The sequence below is a fragment of the beta proteobacterium MWH-UniP1 genome (assembly GCA_036362785.1).
In the GTDB taxonomy this organism is placed as follows: Bacteria; Pseudomonadota; Gammaproteobacteria; order Burkholderiales; family Burkholderiaceae_A; genus Lacustribacter.
On sequence record CP143625.1, the window covers coordinates 1940943 to 1967197 of the forward strand.

Genomic DNA, 26255 nt, shown 5'->3' on the forward strand with positions numbered 1-26255 from the left:
TTATTAATCGGTCTATTTTAGTCGAGTCCTTATCCCACATGTCGCTCCAATCCCAAAGCCCACTGCCCCCACTCAAGGATTGGATCCACCAGATCGCCTTTCTTACCAGCGCCGCAAAATCTGGTGATTTGCCAGCCATTGGGGCGGGCGAGATCGCTATCGCGGGACGCTCCAACGCAGGCAAGTCGTCGGCCCTGAACACCATCTGCAACCGCCGGCGCTTGGCGTTTAGCAGCAAAACACCCGGCCGAACGCAGCTGATCAATCTCTTTACGCTGCAATGGCAGGGCGAGGAGCTTGGGCGGCTGGTCGACCTGCCTGGCTATGGTTATGCGGCCGTTGACCATGCCACCAAGGCCCGCTGGCAGGCAGAACTCGCTCGATTTTTAGACAGTCGGGTGAGTCTCGTCGCCCTGATCTTGGTTATGGATATCCGACACCTTTTCGGTCCGTTGGACGTGCAAATGCTGGAATGGTTCGGTCGTCGTCAGCAGCCCATTCATGTCCTGCTCACCAAGGCCGACAAACTCACTCGAAATGATCAGAACAAGGCCTTGTTTGCCGCAAAGAAAATCATTGACGAGCATGCCTCCCAGTGGGGCAACCAGGTGTCCGTCAGCCTGTTTTCAGCAACCAGCAAGATGGGCCGAGACGAAGTGCTCGAAAAAATCGGACAATGGTGGGGACTGATGGATAAAAAAAACCCGGCGACACCGTCGCCGGGTAGGAACGCCTAAATTCGATAGGCACCCGCTCAGGGAGGAGAAGCGGGAGACGATATTCTGTCTGTGTCTATATTATGTCCAAGACATAAACTTTTCAAATATTAACCATACTGAGAGTAATGTTATGAGTCATGCCGCTAAATTCCCCACTGTTCGAATGCGCCGAAACCGGCGTGACGCTTGGTCCAGGGCTCTTGTTAGTGAACACTCATTATCAGTTAATGACTTAATTTATCCAGTTTTTGTCACGGAAGGGACGGGTACCGTTATTGACGTTCCGTCTATGCCAGGGGTTCAGCGTTATTCGTTAGACAAGCTCCTGCCGGTGGCAGAAAACGCGGCCAAGCTTGGTATCCCCGTGCTGGCCCTCTTCCCGGTGATTGAAAATTCGAAAAAAACGCCTGATGGACGTGAGGCTGCGAACCCCGCGGGCCTGGTGCCCCGGGTTGTCGCGGCTCTAAAAAAGCATGTGCCCGAGATTGGGGTCATGACCGACGTGGCACTCGACCCGTACACCAGTCACGGCCAGGATGGGCTTATTGACGAAGAGGGCCGCATTCTGAACGATGAGACCGTGAAGGTCTTGGTCGAGCAATCCGTCATGCAGGCACAGGCCGGAGTGGATATTGTGGCGCCATCCGATATGCAAGACGGGCGCATCGGCGCGATTCGTCAGGCACTCGAGGAACGAGATCTGATCCATACCCGCATCATGTCTTATGCGGCGAAATATGCATCCGCGTATTACGGGCCCTTCCGTGATGCGGTTGGCAGTGCTGGCAATCTTGGCAAATCCGATAAGAAGACTTATCAGATGGATCCGGCCAACACCAATGAAGCACTACGAGAGGTGGCGCTCGATATCGAAGAGGGCGCAGACATGGTAATGGTCAAGCCCGGCATGCCGTATCTCGACATTGTCTGGCGCGTCAAAGAAACCTTCGGCATGCCCACCTTTGCCTATCAGGTGAGTGGTGAGTATGCGATGCTGAAAGCGGCCGCAGCCAACGGCTGGCTTGATGAAAAAAAGACTGTATTAGAGGCCATGATGGCATTCCGCCGGGCTGGTGCTGACGGTGTGCTGACCTATTTCGCACCCGATGTTGCCAAGTGGATCAAGGAAGGTATTTAGGATTTTAGTTTCAACAAGTTCTCGCTTGCTTAATGAGTAACGATATGCCCGATACCATCGCGCCACTTCGTCAGTTTGTTCTCGATGCCACCCGAATCGTCTCGGAGTACTCCCTTGAGTCCGAGATCATCTCGGCAATAAAGATGCCGCTTGCCCAATTGATTGAGCGGGATGATTGGCTTCCCGATGCATTTGCCAAACCCCACCCACAGTACTACCAGCAGTACTTGTTGTACTGTGACCCGCAGGAGCGCTTCTCGGTACAAAGTTTTGTATGGGGCCCCGGACAATCCACACCGATTCATAACCACACGGTGTGGGGCTTAGTCGGGGTGCTACGTGGCGCTGAACTCTGTCAGCGCTATCAACGTGATGCACGTGGTGTGGTGAGTAAAGATGGCCCCAGCGTCATGCTCAAGGCCAAAGAAATTGATGCTGTGTCGCCCGCTATTGGCGATCTGCATACGGTTGCCAATGCCCTCACGGACCGACCATCGATCAGTATCCACGTCTACGGAAAAAACATTGGCAACACGATTCGCGGAGTCTTCAAAGAGGGCAGTAGCGAAGAGAAAGCGTTTGTCTCGGGCTACTCAAGCGATGTGGTTCCCAACCTGTGGAATCAGGCTGACGAGATACGCGCGCGTTTAAATTGATCAATACGCCCCAGCAGGCCGGGTTTGCGTAAAACTCCAGAATTGCGTCTCAATGAGCACCGACAAAAATGAAAAAAGCCAGATGGGAATCTGGCTTTTTTACTGTCGCATCGCGTGGTTAGACGGATGCGAGAAACACAGACTGCGTATTTAAGCAGCCTTTTCCGTGTCGACTGCCTCGGTCACTTCGGGGCGATCTACCAACTCCATGAGGGCCATCGGCGCGTTGTCACCGGCACGGAAACCAAACTTCAGGATCCGGCAGTAGCCGCCTGGACGCGTGGCGTAACGGGGGCCGATTTCTGCAAAGAGCTTGCCCACCATCTCGCGGTCACGCAGACGATCAAAGGCAAGACGACGGTTGGCCAGGGTTGGGGTTTTGCCCATCGTGATGAGCGGCTCCACAACGCGACGCAACTCCTTTGCCTTGGGCAGAGTGGTTTTGATCGCCTCGTGGCGCAACAGTGCATTGGCCATGTTGCGGAACATCGCCAAGCGATGGCTAGAGGTTCGGTTGAGTTTGCGTAATCCGAGACGGTGACGCATGGGTATTCTCCTTAATTCTTCGCGGGTAAACGCGTATTAACGGTCAAGACCTGCGGGTGGCCAGTTCTCGAGCTTCATGCCGAGCGTCAGGCCACGGGATGCCAGGACTTCTTTGATTTCATTGAGCGATTTACGACCCAGATTGGGGGTCTTCAACAGCTCATTTTCGGTGCGCTGAATCAGGTCACCGATGTAATAGATGCTCTCGGCCTTCAGGCAGTTGGCTGAGCGCACGGTCAGCTCCAAGTCGTCGACCGGACGCAACAGCATCGGATCTACGCTGGCACCACGGCCCACTTCAGCGACCTGTTCACCACCCTCGAGCGCGGCAAACACCGACAGCTGATCCACCAGGATTCGAGCGGCACGACGCACGGCGTCTTCCGGATTGATCACGCCGTTGGTCTGTACTTCAATGACCAGGCGGTCCAAGTCGGTACGTTGCTCCACACGGGCGCTCTCAACGGTGTAGCTCACGCGACGAATTGGTGAGAACGAGGCGTCTAACACGATACGGCCAATGGCGCGGCTGGTGTCGTCTGACAGCTGACGCAGGGTGCCTGGCACATAGCCACGGCCTTTTTCAACACGGACCTGGAGCTCCAGTTTGGTGTTGTCAGAAACGTGGGCCAACACGTGGTCGGGATTGATGACTTTGACATCGTGTGGCAGATCAAAGTCAGATGCCTTGACCACGCCACCGCCTTGCTTGCGCAGGGAGATCAGCACGTCGTTGCGGCCTTCGAGGTCGAAGACCACGCCTTTTAGGTTTAACAAAAGATCAACAACGTCTTCCTGCACGCCTTCGATCGTGGAGTACTCGTGCACGACACCAGCGATTTGAACTTCCGTTGGCGCAAAGCCTTCCATAGAGGACAGCAGTACGCGACGCAGGGCGTTACCCAGGGTGTGGCCAAAGCCCCGCTCAAACGGTTCCATGATGATTTTGGCCGAGTTGTTGCCAGTCGGTTCAACTTCAATAATGCGCGGCTTAAGAAATGCTGTTTGCATAAGAATCCTTCGCAATGATTAGCGGGAATACAACTCGACGATCAAGCTCTCATTAATTTCTGCGGAGAGATCGGAGCGATCAGGCACTTGCTTAAAAACGCCTTCCATTTTCTTGGTGTCGACCGACACCCAGGAAGGAAATCCATTTTGTTCAGCGAGCTGTACTGCGGAAATCACACGGGCCTGGCCCTTGGACTTCTCGGCGATAGAGATCACATCGTTCGGCTTGACGTGGGCCGACGGGATATTGATCGGCTTGCCATTGACTAGCACGGCCTTGTGGCTGACCAGCTGGCGTGCCTCGGCGCGGGTTGAACCAAAGCCCATGCGATACACCACGTTATCTAAACGCGATTCCAAAAGCTGCAGGAGGCTCTCACCCGTGTTGCCTTTTTGTTGGCTGGCGTTGGCGAAATAACGGCGGAACTGGCGCTCCAGCATGCCGTAGATACGCTTGACCTTCTGTTTTTCACGCAGCTGCTTGCCGTAGTCCGAAAGGCGGGCACCCGAGGTGCGGCCATGCTGACCGGGTTTGCTGTCTTGTTTGCACTTGGAGTCCAGTGAGCGGCGGGCGCTTTTTAATCCAAGGTCGGTGCCTTCACGGCGGGATAATTTACAACGTGGTCCAGAGTAACGTGCCACTTCGATTTCCTTTCGAAAAACGCTAAACGATTAATTCGTTAGCGCAGTGTTGGGCGCAAATGCCCAACGGTGGGCTTTTAATAAACCCGAAGGCCTGTTCGGCCCCGGGGACTTGTACTGCGAATTAAATGCGGCGACGCTTTGGTGGGCGGCAGCCGTTATGGGGTACTGGCGTGATGTCCGAGATCTGGGTGACCTTCATGCCAAGCGCGTTCAGTGCGCGGATGGTGGACTCTCGGCCGGGGCCAGGGCCAGTAATTCGAACTTCAACGTTCTTTACACCGCACTCAAGTGCCACACGGCCAGCGGCTTCTGCTGCGACCTGAGCCGCAAAGGGCGTGCTTTTACGCGAACCCTTAAAGCCAGCACCACCACTCGATGCCCAAGACAATGCGTTGCCCTGGCGGTCAGTGATCGTGATGATCGTGTTGTTAAACGATGCGTGGATGTGGGCCACCGCATCGGTGACGTTCTTGCGAACCTTTTTGCGGGTGCGCTGAGTAGTGGTTCCTGCCTTAGCCATAAGTACCCTCTTGGATTATTTCTTCAGTGCTGCTGCAGCCTTTTTCGGGCCTTTGCGCGTACGAGCATTGGTGCGAGTGCGCTGACCGCGAACGGGCAGGCCGCGACGATGACGCAAGCCGCGATAACAGCCCAAGTCCATCAGACGCTTAATGCTCATGGAGATCTCACGACGCAGGTCACCTTCAGTGGTGTACTTGCCGACTTCGGCGCGCAGACGCTCGAGTTCGTCGTCGGTCAGATCTTTGATCTTTTTGGTGTAAGCAACGCCAGCAGCGTCACAGATGACGCGGGCACGAGGGCGCCCGATGCCGTAGATGGCGGTCAGGCCAACGTCGGCATGCTGATGGTTCGGGATATTGATACCGGCAATACGTGCCATGTTCGACTCCTAGATGTTCCGGAATTGGTTAGCCTTGACGCTGCTTGTGGCGCGGATCTGAGCAGATCACGCGGACCACACCGTGGCGCCGAATAATTTTGCAATTGCGGCAAATACGCCGAACTGATGCCAAAACTTTCATGATGTTTCCTTTACTGTTCCTGCATTACTTGGCACGAAAAACAATACGTGCACGGGTTAAATCGTAGGGGGTCATCTCTACTGTGACCTTGTCGCCGGGAAGAATACGGATGTAGTGCATCCGCATGCGACCGGAGATATGGCCAAGCACCACATGACCGTTTTCTAACTTCACGCGAAATGTTGCATTGGGGAGGTTCTCAATCACCTCGCCTTGCATCTGAATCGCATCGTCTTTCGCCATTGACTACCTAATCTCGCTTCGCGTTATTTACGTCGGTCCGAACTCATGAATTAGCGGGAAAACCCGCCGCCCTTAAAGTGCGACTTTTTCAACAGGCTGTCGTACTGCTGGGACATCATGTAGGCCTGTACCTGCGCCATAAAGTCCATAGTGACCACCACAATAATCAAAAGGGATGTGCCACCGAAATAAAACGGAACATTCCACTTCAGCACCATGAACTCGGGCAACAAACAGACCAGGGTAATGTAAATCGCACCCACCAGAGTTAGACGCATCAAAATCTTGTCAATAAAACGGGCGGTCTGATCGCCAGGGCGAATGCCTGGAATCAACGCGCCAGACTTCTTGAGGTTGTCTGCCGTTTCCTTGCTGTTAAAGACCAGAGCGGTGTAGAAAAAGCAGAAGAAAATAATCGCGGTAGCGTACAACGCAATGTAAAGCGGCTGTCCAGGCGACAGAGATGCAGCGATGTCTCCCAGCAAGGTCGAGCTGCCGTCGCTCGACGAGCCAAACCATGAGCTTAAGGTTGCGGGGAACAAAATAATGCTGGAAGCAAAAATCGGGGGGATCACACCCGCCATGTTGAGCTTCAAAGGCAGATGGGATGTCTGACCGGCATAGACCTTGTTGCCCACCTGACGCTTGGCGTAGTTCACCAGAATCTTACGCTGACCACGCTCAACAAAGCAGACAAAGGCCGTGACCAGAACCACCAGGACCACGATGATCAACAGTGCAATGGCGCTCATTGAGCCAGTGCGGACCAATTCAAACAAACCGCCAAGGGCGCTGGGCAAGCCAGCTGCAATACCGGCAAAGATGATGATCGAAATGCCGTTGCCAAGACCGCGCTCGGTGATCTGTTCGCCAAGCCACATCAGGAACATGGTGCCGGTGACCAAAGAAGTAACCGTGACAAACCGGAACATCAAGCCCGGATCAATGACCAGGCCAGGCTGCGACTCTAGCGCCACCGAAATACCGATCGCTTGGAAAATCGCCAACGCAACCGTTGCGTAACGGGTGTACTGAGTAATTTTGCGACGGCCAGCTTCGCCTTCTTTTTTCAAGGCCTCGAGCTGGGGCGACACCACGGTCATCAACTGCATGATGATCGACGCAGAGATGTAGGGCATGATGCCCAGCGCAAAAACAGTAAAGCGCGATAAAGCACCGCCCGAGAACATATTAAAGAGGCCCAAGATGCCGCCACTTTGCGACTTAAACAACTGGGCCAGCTGATCGGGGTCAATGCCGGGAACAGGAATGTGCGCGCCGATCCGATAGACCACGAGCGCCAAGACAAGAAAGATCAACCGCTTGCGCAGATCGGCAAAACGGTCAGTCTTGATTGCTGGATTGGCCATATCGGTCAGTTCTCTTATTGCTTTGATCGATCAAACGTTGGTGAATTAAGCGGCCGCAGGCGCATCAACCACCACCGTGCCGCCAGCGGCCTCGATGGCTGCCTTGGCACCAGCAGTTACGCCCAGACCACGCAAGGTGATCTTGCGGGTCAACTCACCGGACTTGATCACTTTTGCAGCACGAGTCAGCTCAGCAACAATGCCGGCCTGCTTGAGTGCCAGGAGATCAATCTCGTCGATGGGCATGCGCTCTAAGTCGGACAAACGGACTTCGGCGTTAAATTTAGCAAAAGGCGCAGTAAAGCCACGCTTGGGCAGGCGACGATGCAAAGGCATCTGGCCGCCTTCAAAGCCCACCTTATGGAAACCGCCGGAACGCGACTTCTGACCCTTGTGGCCACGGCCAGCCGTCTTACCCAAGCCGGAACCGATACCACGACCCACACGACGCTTGGCGTGCTTTGCGCCTTCGGCGGGAGCGATGGAGTTCAAGCGCATCGATGTTTTATTTGCGTTATCTGTCATGGCGATCTCACTCAACCTTCACGAGGTAAGAGATTTTATTAATCATGCCCCGCACTGCCGGCGTGTCTTCAAGCACACGGCTGGAGCGGATCTTTTTCAAGCCCAGGCCAGTCACCGTGGCGCGGTGCGATGCACGCGTACCGATCGGGCTTTTAACCAAGGTTACTTTTACTGTTTTCTTTTCCATGGCATTTCTCCTGATCAGTTCAGGATTTGTTCAACCGACAGGCCGCGCTTGTTAGCGACTTCTGCTGGCGTTTGCATGTTGCGCAGGCCATTGATCGTGGCGCGCACCATGTTGTAAGGGTTTGTCGAACCCAAGCTCTTGGCGACCACGTCGGTCACACCAAGCACTTCGAAAATGGCACGCATTGGGCCGCCCGCAATAATGCCGGTACCCTTTTGTGCGGGCGAAATCATCACTGTCGATGCGCCATGCTTGCCGGTCACGGTGTGATGGAAAGTGCCGCCTTTGAGCGGAACCTTGATCATCTTGCGGCGGGCTTCGTCCATTGCTTTTTGAACAGCAACCGGGACTTCACGGGACTTGCCCTTGCCCATGCCGATACGGCCATCGCCATCACCGACCACGGTGAGCGCTGCGAAACCGAGGATCCGTCCGCCCTTCACCACCTTGGTGACGCGATTGACGGAAATCATCTTTTCACGAAGGCCGTCGTCGCGATCTTCTGTGGTTACTTTTGCTTGCATCTTTGCCATGAGGTAACTCCGTTATTCCTGTGTCTGTCGTGGGCGCCGATTAGAACTGCAGGCCGCCTTCACGAGCTGCTTCTGCCAAGGCTTTCACACGGCCGTGATACTTAAAGCCAGAGCGATCGAAAGCTACCGAGGTAATGCCTGCTGCTTTGGCCTTTTCGGCAACTCGCTTGCCCACCATTGCTGCGGCCTCGATGTTGCCGCCCTTGCCCGACAATGCTTTTCTCAACTCGGGCTCGGCCGTCGACGCTGCCACCAGGATCTTCGAGCCCGATGGATCGATGATGCTGGCGTAAATATGTGTGTTGGTGCGATGCACGGACAGACGATTGACCCGCAACTGTGCAATCTTGAGTCGGGTTTGTCTGGCGCGGCGCAGCCTGCTTTGTTTCTTGTCCATGATATTGATCCTGGTCGCTATATTCTTCGCTGATTCGGTCGATTACTTCTTCTTGGTTTCTTTCATGATCACCACTTCGTCCACATAGCGAACGCCTTTGCCTTTGTATGGCTCGGGCGGACGGTATGCGCGAACTTCTGCGGCAACCTGACCAACCTGTTGACGATCGATACCTTTGATCACAATTTCAGTCTGCGAAGGGGTTTCTGCCTTTACGCCCTTGGGCATTTTGTGAATGACCGGGTGCGAAAAGCCGAGCGATAAATTCAATGCGTCGCCCTGTACCTGGGCACGATAGCCCACGCCGACCAAGGACAGCTTGCGCTCAAAGCCCTTGGACACGCCGTGAACCATATTGGCCACAAGAGCACGCACCGTGCCGCTCATTGCTTTGGCGTGACGGGAACTGTCTGCAGCTGCAAACGTGAGTTGTCCGTTGTCGAGCTTGATCGATACATCACCCTTGAGCTCCTGGGTTAACGAGCCCAGAGGACCTTTGACGGTGATCGCACCAGCAGTAATGTTGGCTTCAGTGCCGGCAGGCAACGCAACGGGATATTTGGCAATACGTGACATCTGATTTCCCCTTTACGCGACAATGCCGATGACTTCGCCACCAACACCGGTTGCACGTGCTTTACGGTCCGTCATTAGGCCACGCGGTGTTGACACGATGGCCACGCCGAGTCCGTTCATGACGGTGGGCAATTGATGGCGGTTTTTGTAAATACGCAGGCCGGGACGGCTGACACGCTCAATCTTTTCAATGACCGGACGGCCAGCGTGATACTTCAGGCCGATTTCGAGATCAGCTTTGGCACCCGACTGATGGACATTGAAATGCTCGATGTAGCCTTCGTCTTTTAACAACGTGGCGATAGCGATTTTTAACTTGGACGCCGGCATTGCAACAGAGGGTTTCTCAACCCGCTGTGCGTTGCGAATACGCGTAAACATATCGGCGATGGGATCACTCATGCTCATGGTTTTGTCCCTTCTTACCAGCTGGCCTTGGTCACGCCAGGTACCTCGCCACGGAACGCGATCTCACGGATCTTGGCCCGGGCAAGCCCAAACATACGGAACGTGCCGCGAGGACGGCCCGTCAATTCGCAGCGATTACGCAGACGCGTGGGGCTGGCATTGCGGGGCAATTTCTGCAGTGCCAGACGCGCTTCGTAACGCTCTTCTTCAGTCTTTGACTGGTCTTTAATCACTGCCTGAAGCGCAGCGCGCTTGGCAGCATATTTCTTGACCAGCATTTCGCGTTTCTTTTCGCGATTGATAAGTGACAACTTAGCCATGAGGTTCCTCAGTGCCTGGAATTAGTTACGGAAAGGGAAGCGGAAAGCAGCCAAGAGCGCTTTTGCTTCTTCGTCGTTTTTAGCGGTCGTTGTGATGCTGATATTCAGACCACGAAGCGCATCTACCTTGTCGTACTCGATTTCAGGGAAGATGATCTGTTCTTTAACGCCGATGTTGTAGTTGCCACGGCCATCAAATGCCTTGCCCGAAATACCGCGGAAGTCACGGACACGGGGCAACGCAATGGTGATGAAACGGTCGAGGAACTCGTACATTCTGGCACCACGCAGTGTCACCATACAGCCGATGGGATAGCCCTCGCGGATCTTGAAGCCGGCGATGGCCTTGCGGGCCTTGGTCACAACAGGCTTTTGACCAGCAATCTTGGTCATGTCCCCAACCGCGTGCTCAATAACTTTCTTGTCACTGACGGCTTCAGACAGGCCCATGTTCAGGGTGATTTTTGTCAAACGGGGGACTTCCATCACGCTCTTGTAGCCAAACTTTGCCTTGAGCTCAGGAACAATCTTTTCCCGGTAATGTGCATGCAAACGCGCCATGATGCTTTTCCTTTTGCGTTATGCGAGTGTTGAGTTGGGAACGGGTTCGCCGTTGGACTTGAAGACGCGTGTCTTCTTGCCGTCTTGCTCGACCTTCACGCCAACACGATCAGCCTTCTGCGTGCTTGGGTTGAAGATGGCAACGTTCGACTGGTCGATGGGCATTGTTTTTGACTCAATGCCGCCCGTGGTGTTTTTCATTGGATTGGGGCGAACGTGCTTTTTAGCAACGTTGATGCCTTCGACCAAGAGATGGTCGGGACCCACGCGGCTGGTCACGATGCCACGCTTGCCTTTATCTTTTCCGGTGATGACGATGACCTCGTCACCTTTGCGAATTTTGTTCATTCGGTTGTTCTCCGCCGACTGTTCTGGGCTTAAATAACTTCGGGCGCCAACGACACGATTTTCATGAACTTCTCGGTACGCAATTCACGCGTAACAGGTCCGAAAATACGAGTGCCAATGGGCTCGAGTTTGGCGTTGAGCAGCACAGCTGCATTGCCATCGAACTTAATTAAAGAGCCATCAGGACGACGAACACCCTTAGCGGTACGCACCACTACGGCGTTATAAATTTCGCCTTTTTTGACTCGGCCACGTGGGGCTGCGTCTTTAATACTGACCTTGATAACGTCTCCAACGCCGGCATAGCGACGCTTGGATCCACCAAGAACCTTGATACACATGACTGAACGCGCGCCGGTATTGTCAGCGACGTCCAGACGCGATTGCATCTGAATCATGATTTTCTCTTCCCAACTTAACCGTCAACCTGCCCGCCCAACATGGCGAGCCCACAACGGTCAGTCTTGGTCCCGTATTTCGGGGTGACACACCAGGCTTTTGGGCGCCAACACAAGGCCACCACCCAAAAACCCACCTATTTTGGCCCGCAACCACAGGGCCCCTGCTTGGTTTTCCATTGCGATCAGGGCCAATTGAATTGCCCCCAACCGGCATTAATTCCGGAAAGCCTTCTATTCTAACCGCAAAACTACGATACTGCCAAGCCCTGCGACACGGTCCGCCCGGACAAGAGCCCGGGCAGCCGATATCAAATCACAACTGCTTCGGAAATCCGGCGGGTGACCGCCCAAGCCTTGGTCTTGGAGACCGGACGGGTCTCAGCAATCTCGACCACATCACCAACTTTCAGGCCGTTGTCTTCGACGTGGGCATGATATTTCTTGGAGCGGGCCACGATTTTGCCGTAAAGCGGGTGCTTGACCTTGCGCTCGACCAGCACAGTCACAGTTTTGTTCATTTTGTCGCTCACGACACGGCCCACCAGGGTCCGCTTGAGCGCTTCTTTTTCAGCGGAGGCGTTCATGCGGCCTTCCTTTCACGAATCAGAGTCTTCACCCGGGCGATGTCACGACGAACCTGGCCAAGCTGGGAAGTGTTGGCCAGCTGCTGGGTTGCGTGTTGCATACGCAGGTTGAAATGGGCACGAAGCAGGTCCTCGAGCTCTTTGCTCAGGGCTGCATCATCTTTGGTTCTTAGTTCAGAAGCTTTCATATCAATCTCCAGTGCGGCAGTCCATCAACGGCCAGGCTGGCGCGTGACAAAAGTCACGGCCAAGGGAAGCTTGGCTGCTGCAAGGCGGAAGGCTTCACGGGCCAGCGTTTCGTCCACGCCGTCCATTTCGTAAAGCACCTTGCCGGGTTGGATCTCGGCCACGTAGTACTCGGGGTTACCTTTACCGTTACCCATACGGACTTCGGCAGGCTTAATCGAGATGGGCTTGTCCGGAAAAATACGAATCCAGATACGACCACCCCGTTTGATGTGTCGGGTCATGGCGCGACGAGCTGCCTCGATCTGACGAGCCGTGATACGACCACGGGCCGTTGCCTTCAGGCCAAACTCACCAAAGGAGACAGAGCTTCCGCGTGTAGCCAGGCCAGTATTGCGGCCCTTTTGCTCTTTGCGGTATTTGCGACGTGCGGGTTGCAGCATGCTAGAGCCTCAAAATTAAGATGCAGGCTTCTCAGCTGCTGGAGCCGAGGCCTTGCGAACACGTTTAACAGGTTTTTTTACGTCTGCGGCCGGAGCATCTGCAGCAGGCGCGGCATCAGCACCCTCTTTGGCAGTAGAACGCTTTGCGGGCGCACGACGGGGGCGCCGATCTTCGCGCTCTTTTGCAATTTCTGGCTCAGCGACCACCGGGGCATCACCACGGCCAAGCGTGTCGCCTTTGTAGACCCAGACTTTAATACCAATGATGCCGTAGGTTGTCTTTGCTTCAGAGGTGGCGTAATCGATATCGGCGCGCAGGGTGTGAAGCGGCACACGGCCTTCACGGTACCACTCACGGCGGGCAATCTCAGCGCCATTCAATCGGCCAGAGCTCATGATCTTGATGCCCTGAGCACCAAGACGCATCGCGTTTTGCATGGAACGCTTCATGGCACGACGGAACATGATCCGCTTTTCAAGCTGCTGGGCAATGCCATCAGCGATCAATTGTGCATCGATCTCAGGCTTACGGATTTCTTCAATGTTGACATGAACGGGAACGCCCATCATGCCGGCAAGCTGAGACTTCAGGTTCTCGATGTCTTCGCCTTTTTTGCCGATCACCACACCAGGACGTGCGCTGAAAATTGTGATGCGGGCATTTTTTGCTGGGCGCTCAATCAGGACCCGGCCAACTGCAGCGGACTTCAGGCGGCCACGCAGAAACTCACGGACCTTGATGTCTTCGTTGAGCATGCGGCCATAATCGCGGTGGTTGGCAAACCAGCGGGAAGACCAGTTACGGGAGACCGCAAGACGGAACCCGGTGGGATGTATTTTCTGACCCATAGTTATCCTTGTTTACTCTTTCGTTGCGCGCCGGGTTAATTGCCCACGATGATCGAAATATGGCAGCTCGGCTTTTCAATCCGAACGCCACGACCCTTTGCGCGAGCATCAAAACGACGCAGCTTGGTACCACGCTCAACGGTGATGGTCTTCACCTTGAGTTCGTCGATATCTGCACCGTCGTTGTGCTCTGCGTTTGCAATCGCAGACTCCAACACTTTTTTCACGATCACAGCCGCTTTTTTGGGCGTGAAGGTGAGCGTGTTGAGCGCCTGTTCAACCGATTTGCCGCGAATCATGTCCGCCACCAAACGGCCCTTTTGGGCCGAGAGGCGAACACCGCGAAGAACTGCACGAGTTTCATTAGCCATTTCAGATGCCCCTTACTTCTTGGCTTTCTTGTCGGCTGCGTGACCCTTAAACGTACGGGTCAGCGCAAACTCGCCAAGCTTGTGGCCCACCATGTTGTCGGTCACATAGACCGGCACATGCTGTTTGCCATTGTGAACTGCAATCGTCAGACCCACGAACTCAGGAAGAATCGTGGAGCGACGGGACCAGGTTTTGATGGGCCGCTTGTCATTTGTTGAGGATGATTTCTCGACCTTTTTCAAAAGGTGATCATCAACAAAGGGGCCTTTTTTCGTTGAGCGTGACATATGTTTTCCTTACGCCTTATCTGCCTGCTTTATTTCCGCTTGTGACGGCTAGTCACGATCATGGAGGTGGTGCGCTTATTACGACGGGTCTTGTAGCCCTTGGTCGGAGTACCCCATGGGCTAACGGCAACACGGCCCTCACCGGTACGACCTTCACCACCACCGTGTGGGTGATCGATCGGGTTCATGGCAACACCACGAACGGTCGGGCGGATACCACGCCAACGGACTGCACCGGCCTTGCCGAATTGGCGCAGGTTGTGCTCTTCATTACCCACTTCACCAATCGTTGCACGGCACTCGATATGAACACGGCGAATCTCACCAGAGCGCAGACGAATCTGGGCGTAGGTGCCTTCGCGGGCCAGCAGCTGGGCGGAGCCACCTGCTGAACGGGCCAGCTGGGCGCCTTTGCCGGGCAGCATCTCGATGCAATGAATCGTCGTGCCCACCGGGATGTTACGCAAGGGCAAAGCATTACCAGGACGAATCGATGCTTCTGGACCGCTCATCAGGCTTTGGCCGACCGCAATACCCTTGGGGGCGATGATGTAGCGACGCTCGCCATCGGCATAGCACAGCAGTGCAATATGGGCGCTGCGATTGGGGTCGTATTCAACGCGCTCAACCTTTGCAGCGATACCATCTTTGTTACGACGAAAATCGATCAGACGATAGTGCTGCTTGTGACCACCACCGCGATGACGGGTGGTGATGTGGCCGTTGTTATTACGGCCAGCAGTCTTCGACTGAGGCTCTAACAGGGCGTCGAAAGGACGGCCTTTATAGAGGTCAGGGTTGGTCACGCGAACCACTGCGCGACGGCCTGGTGATGTTGGTTTCAGTTTTACGATCGGCATGATTAGACAGCCTCCCCGCCGAAGTTAATTTCTTGACCCGCGGCCAGGCAAACAAAAGCCTTGCGTACGTTGCGGCGGCGACCCTCGGATCGGCCGAAACGCTTTGCCTTGCCCTTGACGTTCAACACGCTGACCTTGTCAACCTGCACTTTGAACATCAACTCAACAGCAGCCTTGATCTCTGGCTTGGTGGCATCCTGCAGCACGCGGAACGCGATCTGATTGTTCTGCTCGGCTACGGATGTGCTCTTTTCTGAAATGATCGGTGACAACAGCACCTTCATGAGACGCTCTTGGTTCATGACAGCATCTCCTCTACTTTGGCAAGTGCCGCGCGGGTAATCAACACACGGTCGAAATACACCAGGGACACTGGATCACAATATTCGGGCTCAACAATCGCAATGCTCTGCAGATTGCGGGTGGCCAAATGCAGATTCTCATCGAACGAATCGGTAATCAGCAGAAGCGAATCAACACCCATCTGCTTGAGTTTCGAAGCAACCAATTTGGTCTTGGGGGCTTCAACTTCAAACTTTTCAACCACAGCCAGACGGTCTTCACGGGCCAACTGCGACAAAATGGAACGCACACCAGCGCGATACATCTTCTTGTTGACCTTGTGTGAGAAGTTTTCGTCAGGCGAATTTGGGAAAATCTTGCCACCACCACGCCACAAGGGGCTTGAGGCACGGCCAGCACGTGCACGGCCAGTACCCTTTTGGCGCCAAGGCTTCTTGGTCGACTTGTTGATTTCTGCGCGACCCTTTTGCGCACGGTTACCGCTACGTGCGTTGGCCTGGTAGGCCACCACCACCTGATGGATCAGGGGTTCATTAAAGTCACGATTGAAAATGGTGTCGTTGGCCTGCACAGAGCCTGCAGCCTGGCCAGCGTCGTTTAAAAGTTTCAATTCCATCTGTGCGCCCCTTATGCGTTCTTGGCGGCTTTTGCTGCCGCACGTACGGTGGGACGAACCACGACGTTGCCGCCCTTGGAACCAGGCACCGCGCCCTTCACGAGCAAGAGCTGACGATCAGCGTCAACACGGGCGATTTCCAGGTTCTGGACGGTACGCTTCAACACGCCGTCATGGCCTGACATGCGCTTACCGGGGAATACGCGGCCAGGGTCCTGGGCCATACCAATGGAACCAGGCACATTGTGCGAGCGTGAGTTACCGTGGGATGCGCGGCCAGAGTTGAAGTTGTGGCGCTTGATCGTGCCGGTAAAGCCTTTACCCTGGGTGATGCCAGTGACGTCGACTTTCTGGCCGGCCTGGAAAATGCCAGCGTTGATCGTTTCGCCGAGCTTGAGCTCGCCGACCTGATCAGCTGCAACCGAGAATTCTTTAATTGCCGAGGCGGCCTGAGCACCAGCCTTGGCCAAATGGCCAGCAACAGGCTTGGTGATCCGATTGGCACGCTTGGTGCCGAAGGCGACCTGCACTGCGGTATAGCCGTCAGTGTCAGCGGTTTTAATTTGGGCCACGCGGTTGTTCGACACGTCGATTACGGTTACGGGCACGGTATCGCCCTCTTCCGTAAAAATACGGGTCATCCCAACCTTGCGACCGAGCAGTCCAAGGCTCATTTTTTCTCCGATCCCGACTTCGATTGGCCGGGGCTAAAAGGTAACAATTGGCTTTTCCGTGTCAGGGTAACCCCCTGATCGCGGGAAAGCCTTACATTATAAACAACTTCTTAGCCCCCCGACAAGGGGCCAAGGCACAACTTTTTACTGCAGCTTAATTTCGACGTCCACGCCGGCAGGCAGATCGAGCTTCATCAGGGCATCCACGGTCTTGTCGGTGGGGTCCACAATGTCCATCAGGCGCTGATGAGTACGAATCTCGAGCTGGTCACGGGAAGTCTTGTTCACGTGGGGGCTGCGCAGAAGATCAAAACGTTTGATCGCCGTGGGCAGGGGCACTGGGCCACGAACCACTGCGCCGGTACGCTTGGCCGTGTCCACAATTTCCAATGCGGACTGGTCAATCAGCTTGTAATCAAATGCTTTTAGGCGAATACGGATTTTTTGTTGCATGGTTTACTTCTCCAAAGAACGAATAAAGAGCGAACTAAACGACTAGGCGACTAGGTTAGCGGGGGCTTACACCCCCGCTAGAACCCTTCATTACTCGATAATTTTTGCGACGACGCCGGCGCCGACGGTGCGGCCACCCTCACGGATAGCAAAACGCAGGCCCTGCTCCATCGCGATCGGGGCAATCAAGGCCACCGAAATCTTCACGTTGTCGCCAGGCATCACCATCTCGGTGCCAGCAGGCAGCTCCACCGCACCCGTTACGTCCGTCGTACGGAAGTAAAACTGGGGGCGATAGTTGTTAAAGAACGGCGTATGACGGCCACCCTCGTCTTTCGACAGAACATACACCTCGGCTTCAAACTTGGTGTGCGGGGTGATCGAACCGGGCTTGGCCAACACCTGACCACGCTCGACTTCCTCACGCTTGGTACCACGCAACAAAATACCCACGTTGTCACCCGCTTGGCCTTGATCCAAGAGCTTGCGGAACATCTCCACGCCCGTGCAGATGGTCTTGACCGTGGGCTTGATACCAACGATCTCAATCTCTTCACCCACCTTCACAATGCCACGCTCCACACGGCCAGTGACCACAGTACCGCGGCCAGAGATCGAGAACACGTCTTCGATCGGCATCAGGAATGCGCCGTCCACAGCACGCTTTGGCTCAGGAATGTAGGTATCCAGCGCCTCGGCCAGCTTCAAAATCGCGCCTTCGCCGAGCTCGCCCTTATCACCTTCCAAGGCCAGCTTGGCCGAGCCCTTGATGATCGGGGTGTCGTCACCGGGGAAGTCGTACTTCGAGAGCAGCTCACGCACTTCCATCTCAACGAGCTCTAACAACTCAGCATCGTCCACCATGTCGCACTTGTTCAAAAACACAATGATGTAAGGCACACCCACCTGGCGGGCCAACAAAATGTGCTCTCGCGTCTGGGGCATCGGGCCGTCAGCAGCCGAACACACCAAAATCGCACCGTCCATCTGCGCCGCACCCGTGATCATGTTCTTCACATAGTCAGCGTGACCCGGGCAGTCCACGTGTGCATAGTGACGGTTGGCCGTCTCGTACTCCACGTGCGCCGTGTTAATCGTGATACCACGGGCCTTCTCTTCAGGCGCCGCATCAATCTCGTCGTACTTCTTCGCCTCACCACCAAACTTGGCAGACAACACCGTTGCAATAGCAGCCGTCAACGTCGTCTTACCATGGTCCACGTGACCAATCGTCCCAACGTTTACGTGCGGTTTGGTGCGCTCAAACTTACCCTTGGCCATGATTTATTTCCTTCATCAATCAAAATTTAATTATTAACAAAGCAGAGGTTAACCCCTGCGGGCTTCGTTACAACTTATTTGCCTCGGCTGGTCACGACCGCCTCAGCAACGTTCTTAGGTGCTTCACTGTAATGCTTGAATTCCATCGTGTAGGTTGCACGGCCCTGTGTCAGAGAACGCAGCGTCGTGGCGTAACCAAACATCTCGGAGAGCGGCACTTCAGCTTTGATCGCCTTACCACCGCCCACCATATCGTCCATGCCCTGAACCATGCCGCGGCGTGAGGACAGATCGCCCATGACCGTACCAGCGTAGTCTTCCGGCGTTTCCACTTCCACCGACATCATTGGCTCGAGCAGCACGGGATTGGCTTTCCTACATCCGTCTTTAAAGCCCATGGAAGCGGCCAATTCAAAGGCGATCTGCGAGGAGTCCACGTCGTGGTAGGAGCCATCAAACAGCGTGACTTTGACATCCACCACTGGATAGCCGGCCATCACACCGCTATTCATGGTGTCTTTAACGCCTTTATCCACGGACGGAATAAATTCGCGAGGCACCACACCACCTTTGATCGCGTCAACGAACTCGTAACCCTTGCCTTCTGGCTGCGGTTCGATTTTGAGCCAGACGTGGCCGTACTGGCCCTTACCGCCCGACTGCTTGACGTATTTACCTTCGATTTCGACGGGCTTGCGAATCGTTTCACGGTAGGCCACCTGGGGTTTGCCCACTGTGGCTTCCACGCCAAATTCGCGCTTCATGCGATCGACAATGATCTCAAGGTGCAGCTCGCCCATGCCAGAAATAATGGTCTGGCCGGACTCTTCGTCGGTGCGAACACGGAACGATGGATCTTCTTTGGCCAAACGGCCAAGGGCAATACCCATTTTTTCCTGGTCTGCTTTGGTCTTGGGCTCAACAGCCTGAGAGATCACAGGCTCGGGGAAGACCATGCGCTCGAGAATAATTTCAGCATCACCGTCGCAAAGCGTTTCACCCGTGGTCACTTCTTTCAAACCAACGCAGGCAGCGATGTCACCGGCCAACACTTCGGTAATCTCTTCACGGTTATTGGCATGCATCTGCAACACACGGCCAATACGCTCTTTTTTGCCCTTGATGGGGTTGTAAACCGTATCGCCAGATTTCAACACGCCGGAATACACACGGATAAAGGTGAGCTGGCCAACGAAAGGATCCGTCATTAATTTGAATGCCAAGGCCGAGAATTTCTCGCCGTCATCTGCTTTCCGCTCGGCGGGCTGGTCGCGTGTATCCAGACCCTGCACCGGAGGAATATCCACGGGCGAGGGCAAGAAGTCGATCACGGCATCCAGCATACGCTGCACGCCCTTGTTCTTAAATGCGGTGCCGCAAAGCATGGGCTGAACTTCGGTGGCAATGGTTCGCGTGCGAAGACCCTTCTTGATATCGGCTTCATCAAGATCGCCGTTCTCAAGATACTTGTTCATCAATTCTTCACTGGCTTCGGCAGCGGCCTCGACCATCTTTTCGCGCCACTCTTTGGCGGTCTCAACCAAGTCAGCGGGAATCTCTTGGTGTTCGAACTTCATGCCCTGAGATGCCTCGTCCCAAATGATGGCCTTCATCTTGAGCAGATCCACCACACCCTTGAAGTTTTCTTCCGCGCCGATAGGAATCACCACGGGGATTGGGTTGGCTTTTAAGCGGGTGCGCATCTGGTCATAGACCTTGAAGAAGTTGGCACCAGTGCGGTCCATCTTGTTCACAAAGGCCAGGCGGGGCACTTTGTATTTGTTGGCCTGACGCCAGACTGTTTCGGACTGGGGCTGTACACCACCCACCGCGCAGTAGACCATGCAGGCGCCGTCGAGCACACGCATGGAACGCTCAACTTCAATCGTGAAGTCCACGTGACCCGGGGTGTCAATGATGTTGAACCGATGCTCGGGATAGGACATGTCCATGCCCTTCCAGAAGCAGGTCGTGGCCGCCGATGTAATCGTGATGCCACGCTCTTGCTCTTGCTCCATCCAGTCCATGGTGGCGGCACCGTCATGGACCTCACCGATCTTATGGTTCACACCGGTGTAAAACAAAATACGCTCGGTGGTCGTGGTCTTGCCAGCGTCAATGTGGGCGCTAATACCAATATTCCGGTAGCGTTCGATCGGGGTCTTACGGGCCATAAAAAATCCTGAACTATTTAAATAATTAACGACAAAGGTCGAGACAATGGGGTGTGCGGCAGATCATGCAGCGCCCCCATCACATCAGAAGCGGAAATGCGAGAAGGCCTTGTTGGCTTCTGCCATACGGTGAACTTCATCACGCTTTTTCACTGCACCGCCACGGCCTTCAGCGGCTTCGAGCAGCTCACCGGCCAAACGCAGATTCATCGACTTTTCGCCACGTTTCTTTGCAGCTTCGCGCAGCCAACGCATGGCAAGCGCAGAACGACGCGAGGGGCGAACTTCGACCGGCACCTGGTAGTTGGCACCACCCACACGGCGACTTTTGACTTCAACAGCAGGCTTGGCGTTGTTCAATGCCTGGTGGAAGATCTCGATTGGGTTCTTGCTGGCTTTCTTTTCGATGAATTCGAAAGCACCGTAAACGATGCGCTCAGCAACGGCTTTTTTGCCGTGGAGCATCACCACGTTAATGAATTTAGAGACATCTTCGCTGCCAAATTTTGGATCAGCGAGAACAATACGTTTTGGTACTTCGCGACGACGAGGCATTTAATTTTCCTTATTCAGTTGAACCGCAGTTGTCTTTGGTTCTGCCCGGCACGTGCTTCTCATGTCCGGGCCCTTACGTGATGCAACACGCAGTTGCGTGTCACACCGGTTAATGAAGGTTGCTTAGCGCAGGAAACCCTGAATTAAGCAGCCTTCGGACGCTTCGATCCGTACTTGGATCGAGACTGTTTACGATCTTTCACACCCTGCAGGTCAAGCGAGCCGCGAACGATGTGGTAACGCACACCAGGCAAGTCTTTTACACGACCGCCACGGATCAGTACGACCGAGTGCTCTTGCAGGTTGTGGCCTTCACCACCGATGTAGCTAATGACTTCAAAGCCATTGGTCAGGCGAATCTTGGCAACCTTACGGAGTGCGGAGTTCGGCTTTTTCGGCGTGGTGGTGTAGACACGGGTACATACGCCGCGACGCTGAGGGCTCGACTGGAGGGCCGGGCTCTTGCTCTTCACGACTTCAGAGGTTCTGGGTTTGCGAACCAGCTGGTTAATGGTGGGCATTGTTCTTAATCTCTCTAAATTTTCTTGAATTCGGTTTCGCTAAATCGCGAAAAGCCTTCAATTTTCAAGGCTTTTCAATAATGCTGTCAAGCACAAACATCGGCCATCGGGGTGGCGCTGACTTTTTAGAGCAGCACCAACCCCGCCAATCGACATCTTGTCCGGTTAAGTTGCCGAAGCACCCTCTTCCGGATTTCCTGCTGGGGTGTCACCTGGCAAAACTGCTGCCGAGGCACCACCTTCTTGCGACTCAACCTCGTCGTCAGCACTCGAGAACAACGCTTCGGCCTCGATCGCTGCCTGCTGGGCGGCGGTCTGGGCTTCGGCGGCCTCGATGGCCTCGCGCTCTTTTCGGGCCTTGTGATACGCCAGACCAGTTCCGGCAGGAATCAGTCGGCCGACAATCACGTTTTCCTTCAGGCCACGCAACTCGTCGCGCTTGCCCATGATGGCGGCTTCGGTCAAGACACGGGTGGTCTCTTGGAACGATGCTGCCGAAATAAAGGAATCGGTAGAGAGCGATGCCTTGGTAATACCCAAGAGCTTGTTTTCGTACATGGCGGGACGCTTGTTCTCAGCAACAGCGCGGTCGTTCTCGTCCAACAACTCGGAACGCTCCACTTCTTCGCCGTTGATGAAGCGGGTATCGCCTGCATCGGTGACGCGGACACGACGCAACATCTGACGCACGATGACCTCAATATGCTTGTCGTTGATCTTCACGCCCTGGAGTCGATAGACGTCCTGGACTTCGTCAACGATGTAACGGGCAAGTGCTTCGACACCCAAGAGACGCAGAATGTCTTGTGGGTCGGCCGGGCCGTCCACAATCAATTCACCCTTGTTCACAATCTGGCCGTCGTGGACCAGAACGTTTTTCTCTTTCGAGATCAGGGTCTCGTACTGCACGCCGTCCATATCGGTAATGATCAGACGCTGTTTGCCCTTGGTGTCTTTACCAAACGACACCGTACCGGTAACTTCGGCCAACATGCCGGCGTCTTTGGGTGAACGGGCCTCGAACAACTCGGCCACGCGTGGTAGACCACCGGTAATATCACGGGTCTTTTGCGACTCTTGCGGGATACGTGCCAGCACTTCGCCAACCGATACATCTTGACCATCACGCACGGTAATCAGCGCGCCGACCGGGAAGGAGATGTTCACGCTGTGGTCGGTGCCGGCGATCTTGACTTCTTCGCCCTTGGCGTCGATCAGCTTCACCTGAGGACGAACGCCCTTGACCTGTGCACCGCCGCGGCGTTTTGCATCAATCACCACCAGGGTCGACAGACCAGTAATCTCGTCGATCTGTTTGGCAACAGTGACGCCTTCTTCCACGTTTTCAAACTTCACCTGGCCGCCGTACTCCGAAATGATCGGACGTGTGAGCGGATCCCAAGTCGCCAACATGGCGCCGGCCTTAACGGTCTTGCCATCCATGGACAACAAGGTGGCGCCGTAAGGCACCTTGTGACGCTCGCGCTCACGGCCATTGTCGTCAGTGATCAAGACTTCACCAGAACGTGAAATCACGATGGGCTCGCCCTTGGCGTTGGTGACATAGCGCATGGTGGGTGTGAAGCGCACCAAGCCATTGGACTTGGCTTCAACGCCGCTGGCCGCAGCAGTACGCGATGCAGCACCACCGATGTGGAAGGTACGCATGGTCAGCTGAGTACCAGGCTCACCAATCGACTGGGCAGCGATCACACCAACGGCCTCACCAACGTTGACCAAGTGGCCACGGCCAAGATCACGGCCATAGCACTTGGCACACAGACCAAAGCGCGTGCCGCAGGTCAGCGGTGTACGCACACGAACTTCATCAATGCCCAGGCGCTCAATGTCTTCCACTGCGTCTTCATCGAGCAGTTTGCCGGATTCAAAGAGGGTTTCCTGAGTCTCGGGGTTGACGACTTCCGCTGCCGTGACGCGACCAAGAATGCGATCACGCAAGGCTTCGATGACTTCACCGCCCTCGACCAGAGCCTTCATGTTGATGCCGTTGCTGGTGCCGCAATCGTCTTCGATCACGACCAAGTCCTGGGTCACGTCGACCAATCGACGGGTCAGGTAGCCAGAGTTCGCCGTCTTCAACGCCGTGTCGGCCAGACCCTTACGTGCACCGTGGGTCGAGATGAAGTACTGCAACACGTTCAAGCCTTCGCGGAAGTTTGCCGTAATTGGTGTTTCGATGATCGAGCCATCGGGCTTGGCCATCAGGCCACGCATACCAGCAAGCTGTCGAATCTGTGCGGCAGAACCACGGGCACCCGAGTCGGCCATCATGTAAATCGAGTTAAACGATTCCTGGCGTGCATCTTTGCCGTGACGATCTTTCACCGGCTCGCTGGCCAGCTGGGTCATCATGGCCTTGCCAACGTCATCACCAGCACGGCCCCAGATGTCGACCACTTTGTTGTAGCGCTCACCCTGAGTGACCAGGCCGGAGGCATACTGCTGCTCGATCTCTTTGACTTCTTTTTCGGCCTTGGACAGGATGTCTACTTTCTGTGGTGGCACCAACATGTCGTCCACACAGATTGAGATACCGGCACGGGTGGCCAAAGCAAAACCAGACTGCAGCAGTTTGTCCGCAAGAATCACCGTGTCACGCAGGCCGCAACGGCGGAAGGACACGTTAATCAGGCGAGAGATTTCTTTTTTCTTCAACGCCTTGTTCATATGAACAAAGGACAGGCCGGGGGGAAGAATCTTGGACAACAAGGCACGGCCAACCGTGGTCTCGTAACGGGTCATCTTCGGCGTCTTGGCCTTGGTCACTGGATCAATATCGACTTCAGCAATCCGCACTGTGATCTTGGTGCCAAGCTCCACCTGGCCGTTGCCATAGGCACGTTCTACTTCCGCAACATCCGCAAAGAACATGCCCTCGCCCTTGCCGTTAACGCGCTCACGGGTTGTGTAATACAGACCCAGCACGATGTCTTGCGAAGGAACAATCGAAGGCTCGCCGTTCGACGGGAAGAGCACGTTGTTCGACGCCAGCATCAGGGTGCGGGCTTCCATCTGCGCTTCGATAGAAAGCGGCACGTGGACAGCCATCTGGTCACCGTCGAAGTCCGCGTTAAACGCAGCGCAGACCAGTGGGTGCAGCTGAATGGCCTTGCCTTCGATTAGGACGGGCTCAAAGGCCTGAATACCAAGGCGGTGCAGGGTTGGTGCACGGTTGAGCATCACGGGATGCTCACGAATCACTTCTTCCAAAATATCCCAGACTTCAGGAACCTGTTGCTCCACCAGCTTCTTGGCCGCCTTAATTGTGGTGGCCATGCCGCGGAGTTCCAGCTTATTGAAGATGAAAGGCTTGAAGAGTTCCAAGGCCATCAGCTTGGGCAGGCCGCACTGATGCAGTTTCAAGGTCGGGCCCACCACAATGACCGAACGGCCAGAGTAGTCGACACGCTTACCCAACAGGTTCTGACGAAAACGGCCGCCCTTACCTTTGATCATGTCCGCAAGCGACTTCAGGGGACGCTTGTTCGCGCCCGTCATGGCCTTGCCGCGACGACCGTTATCAAGCAATGAGTCAACCGCCTCTTGCAGCATCCGCTTTTCATTGCGCACGATGATGTCAGGGGCCTTGAGCTCCAGCAGGCGGCGCAGACGGTTGTTACGGTTGATCACGCGACGATAGAGATCGTTCAGATCAGACGTCGCGAAACGGCCACCATCCAGCGGAACGAGAGGGCGAAGCTCTGGTGGCAGCACGGGCAGCACTTCCAGAATCATCCACTCGGGCTTCACACCAGACTTATCGAAACCCTCAAGCACTTTCAAACGCTTGGCGATCTTCTTGATCTTGGCTTCCGAAGAGGTCTCAGCAAGTTCGGTACGGAGTTTTTCGATCTCATTTTTGAGATCGATTTCGCGCAGCAATTCGCGGATGCCTTCTGCACCCATCATGGCGACAAAACCGTCGCCATACTGCTCTTGCTTGGCCAGGTAGTCGTCTTCGGTCATGATCTGGCCGCGCTTGAGCGGGGTCACATCGGGGTGAATCACCACAAATGCTTCGAAATACAGCACGCGCTCAATGTCACGCAGCGTCATGTCGAGCACCATGCCCAGACGGGACGGCAGCGACTTCAGAAACCAGATGTGGGCAACCGGGCTGGCCAGGTCAATATGGCCCATGCGCTCACGACGGACCTTGGTCAACGTAACTTCAACGTTACACTTTTCGCAGATCACACCGCGGTGCTTTAAGCGTTTGTACTTGCCACACAAGCACTCGTAGTCTTTCACTGGGCCAAAGATCTTGGCACAGAACAGACCGTCCCGCTCAGGCTTAAAGGTACGGTAGTTGATGGTCTCGGGCTTTTTAACTTCGCCATAAGACCATGAACGGATTTTTTCGGGCGAAGCCAGACCGATCTTGATCTTGTCAAAAACCTGGTCTTGCTGAACCTGCTTAAATAAGTCGAGTAGCGCTTTCATGTGTCT

Annotated in this window: 37 protein-coding genes; 3 read left to right on the forward strand and 34 right to left on the reverse strand. The window is 54.9% G+C overall.

Going from position 1 to position 26255, the window contains the following annotated elements; translation table 11 throughout:
- Positions 1–38 precede the first annotated feature (38 nt).
- The 3 genes from yihA (at position 39) to AOB54_09535 (ending at position 2513) form a co-directional block, all read left to right on the forward strand.
- The gene (gene yihA, locus AOB54_09525; protein WVN41696.1) at positions 39–737 is read left to right on the forward strand and encodes a ribosome biogenesis GTP-binding protein YihA/YsxC; all 699 of its coding nucleotides are present in this window, start codon (positions 39–41) and stop codon (positions 735–737) included.
- A 112-nt stretch (positions 738–849) separates the two neighbouring features.
- Positions 850–1857: a porphobilinogen synthase gene (hemB, locus tag AOB54_09530; protein WVN41697.1), complete on the forward strand. Its 1008-nt coding sequence runs from the start codon at positions 850–852 to the stop codon at positions 1855–1857.
- A gap of 44 nt (positions 1858–1901) precedes the next feature.
- Entirely contained in the window at positions 1902–2513 is a 612-nt protein-coding gene (locus tag AOB54_09535; protein ID WVN41698.1) for a cysteine dioxygenase, read from the forward strand.
- Positions 2514–2663: 150 nt separating this feature from the next.
- On the opposite strand, the gene rplQ is transcribed toward AOB54_09535, so the two are convergent.
- From rplQ to rpoC, 34 genes are all read right to left on the reverse strand, one after another.
- Positions 2664–3059: a 50S ribosomal protein L17 gene (gene rplQ, locus AOB54_09540; protein ID WVN41699.1), complete on the reverse strand. Its 396-nt coding sequence runs from the start codon at positions 3057–3059 to the stop codon at positions 2664–2666.
- 36 nt (positions 3060–3095) lie between these two features.
- The gene (gene rpoA, locus AOB54_09545) at positions 3096–4070 is read right to left on the reverse strand and encodes a DNA-directed RNA polymerase subunit alpha (GenBank protein WVN41700.1); all 975 of its coding nucleotides are present in this window, start codon (positions 4068–4070) and stop codon (positions 3096–3098) included.
- 18 nt (positions 4071–4088) lie between these two features.
- The gene (rpsD, locus tag AOB54_09550; GenBank protein ID WVN41701.1) at positions 4089–4712 is read right to left on the reverse strand and encodes a 30S ribosomal protein S4; all 624 of its coding nucleotides are present in this window, start codon (positions 4710–4712) and stop codon (positions 4089–4091) included.
- A 124-nt stretch (positions 4713–4836) separates the two neighbouring features.
- On the reverse strand, positions 4837–5235 hold the full coding sequence (gene rpsK, locus AOB54_09555; protein WVN41702.1) for a 30S ribosomal protein S11: 399 nt from the start codon (positions 5233–5235) through the stop codon (positions 4837–4839).
- A 15-nt stretch (positions 5236–5250) separates the two neighbouring features.
- Positions 5251–5616, reverse strand: a complete 366-nt coding sequence (rpsM, locus tag AOB54_09560; GenBank protein ID WVN41703.1) for a 30S ribosomal protein S13 — start codon at positions 5614–5616, stop codon at positions 5251–5253.
- Between the two features lie 28 nt (positions 5617–5644).
- Positions 5645–5758, reverse strand: a complete 114-nt coding sequence (gene rpmJ / locus AOB54_09565) for a 50S ribosomal protein L36 (protein ID WVN41704.1) — start codon at positions 5756–5758, stop codon at positions 5645–5647.
- Positions 5759–5782: 24 nt separating this feature from the next.
- Positions 5783–6001 (reverse strand): translation initiation factor IF-1, encoded by a 219-nt coding sequence (infA, locus tag AOB54_09570; protein WVN41705.1) that lies wholly within the window; start codon positions 5999–6001, stop codon positions 5783–5785.
- A gap of 50 nt (positions 6002–6051) precedes the next feature.
- Complete coding sequence (secY, locus tag AOB54_09575; protein ID WVN41706.1) at positions 6052–7371, reverse strand: preprotein translocase subunit SecY; 1320 nt, start codon at positions 7369–7371, stop codon at positions 6052–6054.
- Positions 7372–7416: 45 nt separating this feature from the next.
- Positions 7417–7869 (reverse strand): 50S ribosomal protein L15, encoded by a 453-nt coding sequence (gene rplO, locus AOB54_09580; GenBank protein ID WVN42827.1) that lies wholly within the window; start codon positions 7867–7869, stop codon positions 7417–7419.
- Between the two features lie 34 nt (positions 7870–7903).
- On the reverse strand, positions 7904–8083 hold the full coding sequence (gene rpmD / locus AOB54_09585) for a 50S ribosomal protein L30 (protein ID WVN41707.1): 180 nt from the start codon (positions 8081–8083) through the stop codon (positions 7904–7906).
- Positions 8084–8097: 14 nt separating this feature from the next.
- On the reverse strand, positions 8098–8616 hold the full coding sequence (gene rpsE, locus AOB54_09590) for a 30S ribosomal protein S5 (protein ID WVN41708.1): 519 nt from the start codon (positions 8614–8616) through the stop codon (positions 8098–8100).
- 40 nt (positions 8617–8656) lie between these two features.
- Positions 8657–9013, reverse strand: coding sequence for a 50S ribosomal protein L18 (gene rplR / locus AOB54_09595; protein ID WVN41709.1), 357 nt, complete (start codon positions 9011–9013; stop codon positions 8657–8659).
- Between the two features lie 42 nt (positions 9014–9055).
- Positions 9056–9589, reverse strand: a complete 534-nt coding sequence (gene rplF / locus AOB54_09600; protein ID WVN41710.1) for a 50S ribosomal protein L6 — start codon at positions 9587–9589, stop codon at positions 9056–9058.
- A gap of 12 nt (positions 9590–9601) precedes the next feature.
- Entirely contained in the window at positions 9602–9997 is a 396-nt protein-coding gene (rpsH, locus tag AOB54_09605; GenBank protein ID WVN41711.1) for a 30S ribosomal protein S8, read from the reverse strand.
- Between the two features lie 14 nt (positions 9998–10011).
- Complete coding sequence (gene rpsN, locus AOB54_09610) at positions 10012–10317, reverse strand: 30S ribosomal protein S14 (protein ID WVN41712.1); 306 nt, start codon at positions 10315–10317, stop codon at positions 10012–10014.
- Between the two features lie 21 nt (positions 10318–10338).
- On the reverse strand, positions 10339–10878 hold the full coding sequence (gene rplE / locus AOB54_09615; GenBank protein WVN41713.1) for a 50S ribosomal protein L5: 540 nt from the start codon (positions 10876–10878) through the stop codon (positions 10339–10341).
- Between the two features lie 18 nt (positions 10879–10896).
- Entirely contained in the window at positions 10897–11226 is a 330-nt protein-coding gene (rplX, locus tag AOB54_09620; protein ID WVN41714.1) for a 50S ribosomal protein L24, read from the reverse strand.
- Positions 11227–11255: 29 nt separating this feature from the next.
- Positions 11256–11624 (reverse strand): 50S ribosomal protein L14, encoded by a 369-nt coding sequence (gene rplN, locus AOB54_09625; protein ID WVN41715.1) that lies wholly within the window; start codon positions 11622–11624, stop codon positions 11256–11258.
- A gap of 311 nt (positions 11625–11935) precedes the next feature.
- Positions 11936–12211 (reverse strand): 30S ribosomal protein S17, encoded by a 276-nt coding sequence (rpsQ, locus tag AOB54_09630; GenBank protein WVN41716.1) that lies wholly within the window; start codon positions 12209–12211, stop codon positions 11936–11938.
- Positions 12208–12399: a 50S ribosomal protein L29 gene (gene rpmC, locus AOB54_09635; GenBank protein WVN41717.1), complete on the reverse strand. Its 192-nt coding sequence runs from the start codon at positions 12397–12399 to the stop codon at positions 12208–12210. Before rpmC ends, rpsQ begins: the two co-directional genes overlap by 4 nt.
- Positions 12400–12423: 24 nt before the next feature.
- Positions 12424–12840: a 50S ribosomal protein L16 gene (gene rplP / locus AOB54_09640; GenBank protein ID WVN41718.1), complete on the reverse strand. Its 417-nt coding sequence runs from the start codon at positions 12838–12840 to the stop codon at positions 12424–12426.
- A gap of 15 nt (positions 12841–12855) precedes the next feature.
- The gene (gene rpsC, locus AOB54_09645; GenBank protein ID WVN41719.1) at positions 12856–13689 is read right to left on the reverse strand and encodes a 30S ribosomal protein S3; all 834 of its coding nucleotides are present in this window, start codon (positions 13687–13689) and stop codon (positions 12856–12858) included.
- Positions 13690–13724: 35 nt separating this feature from the next.
- The gene (gene rplV / locus AOB54_09650) at positions 13725–14060 is read right to left on the reverse strand and encodes a 50S ribosomal protein L22 (protein ID WVN41720.1); all 336 of its coding nucleotides are present in this window, start codon (positions 14058–14060) and stop codon (positions 13725–13727) included.
- A 12-nt stretch (positions 14061–14072) separates the two neighbouring features.
- Entirely contained in the window at positions 14073–14348 is a 276-nt protein-coding gene (gene rpsS / locus AOB54_09655) for a 30S ribosomal protein S19 (GenBank protein ID WVN41721.1), read from the reverse strand.
- Positions 14349–14377: 29 nt separating this feature from the next.
- A complete protein-coding gene (gene rplB / locus AOB54_09660; GenBank protein ID WVN41722.1) occupies positions 14378–15208 on the reverse strand; it encodes a 50S ribosomal protein L2 in 831 nt (276 codons plus the stop codon).
- A 2-nt stretch (positions 15209–15210) separates the two neighbouring features.
- Positions 15211–15510, reverse strand: a complete 300-nt coding sequence (gene rplW / locus AOB54_09665; GenBank protein WVN41723.1) for a 50S ribosomal protein L23 — start codon at positions 15508–15510, stop codon at positions 15211–15213.
- Positions 15507–16127 carry a 50S ribosomal protein L4 gene (rplD, locus tag AOB54_09670; GenBank protein ID WVN41724.1) on the reverse strand — a complete coding sequence of 207 codons (621 nt, stop codon included), beginning with the start codon at positions 16125–16127 and terminating at the stop codon, positions 15507–15509. The genes rplW and rplD overlap by 4 nt, the downstream gene beginning before the upstream one ends.
- 11 nt (positions 16128–16138) lie before the next feature.
- Positions 16139–16801 carry a 50S ribosomal protein L3 gene (rplC, locus tag AOB54_09675; protein ID WVN41725.1) on the reverse strand — a complete coding sequence of 221 codons (663 nt, stop codon included), beginning with the start codon at positions 16799–16801 and terminating at the stop codon, positions 16139–16141.
- A gap of 144 nt (positions 16802–16945) precedes the next feature.
- Positions 16946–17254: a 30S ribosomal protein S10 gene (gene rpsJ / locus AOB54_09680; GenBank protein WVN41726.1), complete on the reverse strand. Its 309-nt coding sequence runs from the start codon at positions 17252–17254 to the stop codon at positions 16946–16948.
- A gap of 90 nt (positions 17255–17344) precedes the next feature.
- Positions 17345–18535: an elongation factor Tu gene (gene tuf, locus AOB54_09685; GenBank protein ID WVN41727.1), complete on the reverse strand. Its 1191-nt coding sequence runs from the start codon at positions 18533–18535 to the stop codon at positions 17345–17347.
- Positions 18536–18609: 74 nt separating this feature from the next.
- Positions 18610–20709, reverse strand: coding sequence for an elongation factor G (gene fusA, locus AOB54_09690; GenBank protein WVN41728.1), 2100 nt, complete (start codon positions 20707–20709; stop codon positions 18610–18612).
- Positions 20710–20793: 84 nt separating this feature from the next.
- Entirely contained in the window at positions 20794–21264 is a 471-nt protein-coding gene (gene rpsG, locus AOB54_09695) for a 30S ribosomal protein S7 (GenBank protein WVN41729.1), read from the reverse strand.
- Between the two features lie 143 nt (positions 21265–21407).
- On the reverse strand, positions 21408–21785 hold the full coding sequence (gene rpsL / locus AOB54_09700; GenBank protein ID WVN41730.1) for a 30S ribosomal protein S12: 378 nt from the start codon (positions 21783–21785) through the stop codon (positions 21408–21410).
- A 165-nt stretch (positions 21786–21950) separates the two neighbouring features.
- A complete protein-coding gene (gene rpoC, locus AOB54_09705) occupies positions 21951–26249 on the reverse strand; it encodes a DNA-directed RNA polymerase subunit beta' (protein WVN41731.1) in 4299 nt (1432 codons plus the stop codon).
- Positions 26250–26255 lie beyond the last annotated feature (6 nt).

Bases quoted from the DNA above. Each gene is read 5' to 3' on its own strand.
- rpsJ (WVN41726.1), bottom strand. From the start codon at position 17,254: ATGCAACAAAAAATCCGTATTCGCCTAAAAGCATTTGATTACAAGCTG.
- rplR (WVN41709.1), bottom strand. From the start codon at position 9,013: ATGGACAAGAAACAAAGCAGGCTGCGCCGCGCCAGACAAACCCGACTC.
- infA (WVN41705.1), bottom strand. From the start codon at position 6,001: ATGGCGAAAGACGATGCGATTCAGATGCAAGGCGAGGTGATTGAGAAC.
- rplD (WVN41724.1), bottom strand. From the start codon at position 16,127: ATGGAATTGAAACTTTTAAACGACGCTGGCCAGGCTGCAGGCTCTGTG.
- rpsC (WVN41719.1), bottom strand. From the start codon at position 13,689: ATGGGTCAGAAAATACATCCCACCGGGTTCCGTCTTGCGGTCTCCCGT.
- hemB (WVN41697.1), top strand. From the start codon at position 850: ATGAGTCATGCCGCTAAATTCCCCACTGTTCGAATGCGCCGAAACCGG.
- rpsM (WVN41703.1), bottom strand. From the start codon at position 5,616: ATGGCACGTATTGCCGGTATCAATATCCCGAACCATCAGCATGCCGAC.
- rpmD (WVN41707.1), bottom strand. From the start codon at position 8,083: ATGGAAAAGAAAACAGTAAAAGTAACCTTGGTTAAAAGCCCGATCGGT.
- secY (WVN41706.1), bottom strand. From the start codon at position 7,371: ATGGCCAATCCAGCAATCAAGACTGACCGTTTTGCCGATCTGCGCAAG.
- rplO (WVN42827.1), bottom strand. From the start codon at position 7,869: ATGCGCTTGAACTCCATCGCTCCCGCCGAAGGCGCAAAGCACGCCAAG.
- rpsH (WVN41711.1), bottom strand. From the start codon at position 9,997: ATGAGCATGAGTGATCCCATCGCCGATATGTTTACGCGTATTCGCAAC.
- rplV (WVN41720.1), bottom strand. From the start codon at position 14,060: ATGGCTAATGAAACTCGTGCAGTTCTTCGCGGTGTTCGCCTCTCGGCC.
- yihA (WVN41696.1), top strand. From the start codon at position 39: ATGTCGCTCCAATCCCAAAGCCCACTGCCCCCACTCAAGGATTGGATC.
- rpsE (WVN41708.1), bottom strand. From the start codon at position 8,616: ATGGCAAAGATGCAAGCAAAAGTAACCACAGAAGATCGCGACGACGGC.
- rpsQ (WVN41716.1), bottom strand. From the start codon at position 12,211: ATGAACGCCTCCGCTGAAAAAGAAGCGCTCAAGCGGACCCTGGTGGGC.
- rplQ (WVN41699.1), bottom strand. From the start codon at position 3,059: ATGCGTCACCGTCTCGGATTACGCAAACTCAACCGAACCTCTAGCCAT.
- rpoA (WVN41700.1), bottom strand. From the start codon at position 4,070: ATGCAAACAGCATTTCTTAAGCCGCGCATTATTGAAGTTGAACCGACT.
- tuf (WVN41727.1), bottom strand. From the start codon at position 18,535: ATGGCCAAGGGTAAGTTTGAGCGCACCAAACCGCACGTAAACGTTGGG.
- rplP (WVN41718.1), bottom strand. From the start codon at position 12,840: ATGCTGCAACCCGCACGTCGCAAATACCGCAAAGAGCAAAAGGGCCGC.
- rplN (WVN41715.1), bottom strand. From the start codon at position 11,624: ATGATTCAGATGCAATCGCGTCTGGACGTCGCTGACAATACCGGCGCG.
- rpsG (WVN41729.1), bottom strand. From the start codon at position 21,264: ATGCCTCGTCGTCGCGAAGTACCAAAACGTATTGTTCTCGCTGATCCA.
- rpmC (WVN41717.1), bottom strand. From the start codon at position 12,399: ATGAAAGCTTCTGAACTAAGAACCAAAGATGATGCAGCCCTGAGCAAA.
- rplX (WVN41714.1), bottom strand. From the start codon at position 11,226: ATGAACAAAATTCGCAAAGGTGACGAGGTCATCGTCATCACCGGAAAA.
- rplC (WVN41725.1), bottom strand. From the start codon at position 16,801: ATGAGCCTTGGACTGCTCGGTCGCAAGGTTGGGATGACCCGTATTTTT.
- rplE (WVN41713.1), bottom strand. From the start codon at position 10,878: ATGGCGCGTTTGCATGCACATTACCGGGAAAAGATTGTTCCTGAGCTC.
- AOB54_09535 (WVN41698.1), top strand. From the start codon at position 1,902: ATGCCCGATACCATCGCGCCACTTCGTCAGTTTGTTCTCGATGCCACC.
- rpsN (WVN41712.1), bottom strand. From the start codon at position 10,317: ATGGCTAAGTTGTCACTTATCAATCGCGAAAAGAAACGCGAAATGCTG.
- rpmJ (WVN41704.1), bottom strand. From the start codon at position 5,758: ATGAAAGTTTTGGCATCAGTTCGGCGTATTTGCCGCAATTGCAAAATT.
- fusA (WVN41728.1), bottom strand. From the start codon at position 20,709: ATGGCCCGTAAGACCCCGATCGAACGCTACCGGAATATTGGTATTAGC.
- rplW (WVN41723.1), bottom strand. From the start codon at position 15,510: ATGAACCAAGAGCGTCTCATGAAGGTGCTGTTGTCACCGATCATTTCA.
- rpoC (WVN41731.1), bottom strand. From the start codon at position 26,249: ATGAAAGCGCTACTCGACTTATTTAAGCAGGTTCAGCAAGACCAGGTT.
- rplB (WVN41722.1), bottom strand. From the start codon at position 15,208: ATGCCGATCGTAAAACTGAAACCAACATCACCAGGCCGTCGCGCAGTG.
- rpsK (WVN41702.1), bottom strand. From the start codon at position 5,235: ATGGCTAAGGCAGGAACCACTACTCAGCGCACCCGCAAAAAGGTTCGC.
- rplF (WVN41710.1), bottom strand. From the start codon at position 9,589: ATGTCACGTATTGCCAAATATCCCGTTGCGTTGCCTGCCGGCACTGAA.
- rpsL (WVN41730.1), bottom strand. From the start codon at position 21,785: ATGCCCACCATTAACCAGCTGGTTCGCAAACCCAGAACCTCTGAAGTC.
- rpsS (WVN41721.1), bottom strand. From the start codon at position 14,348: ATGTCACGCTCAACGAAAAAAGGCCCCTTTGTTGATGATCACCTTTTG.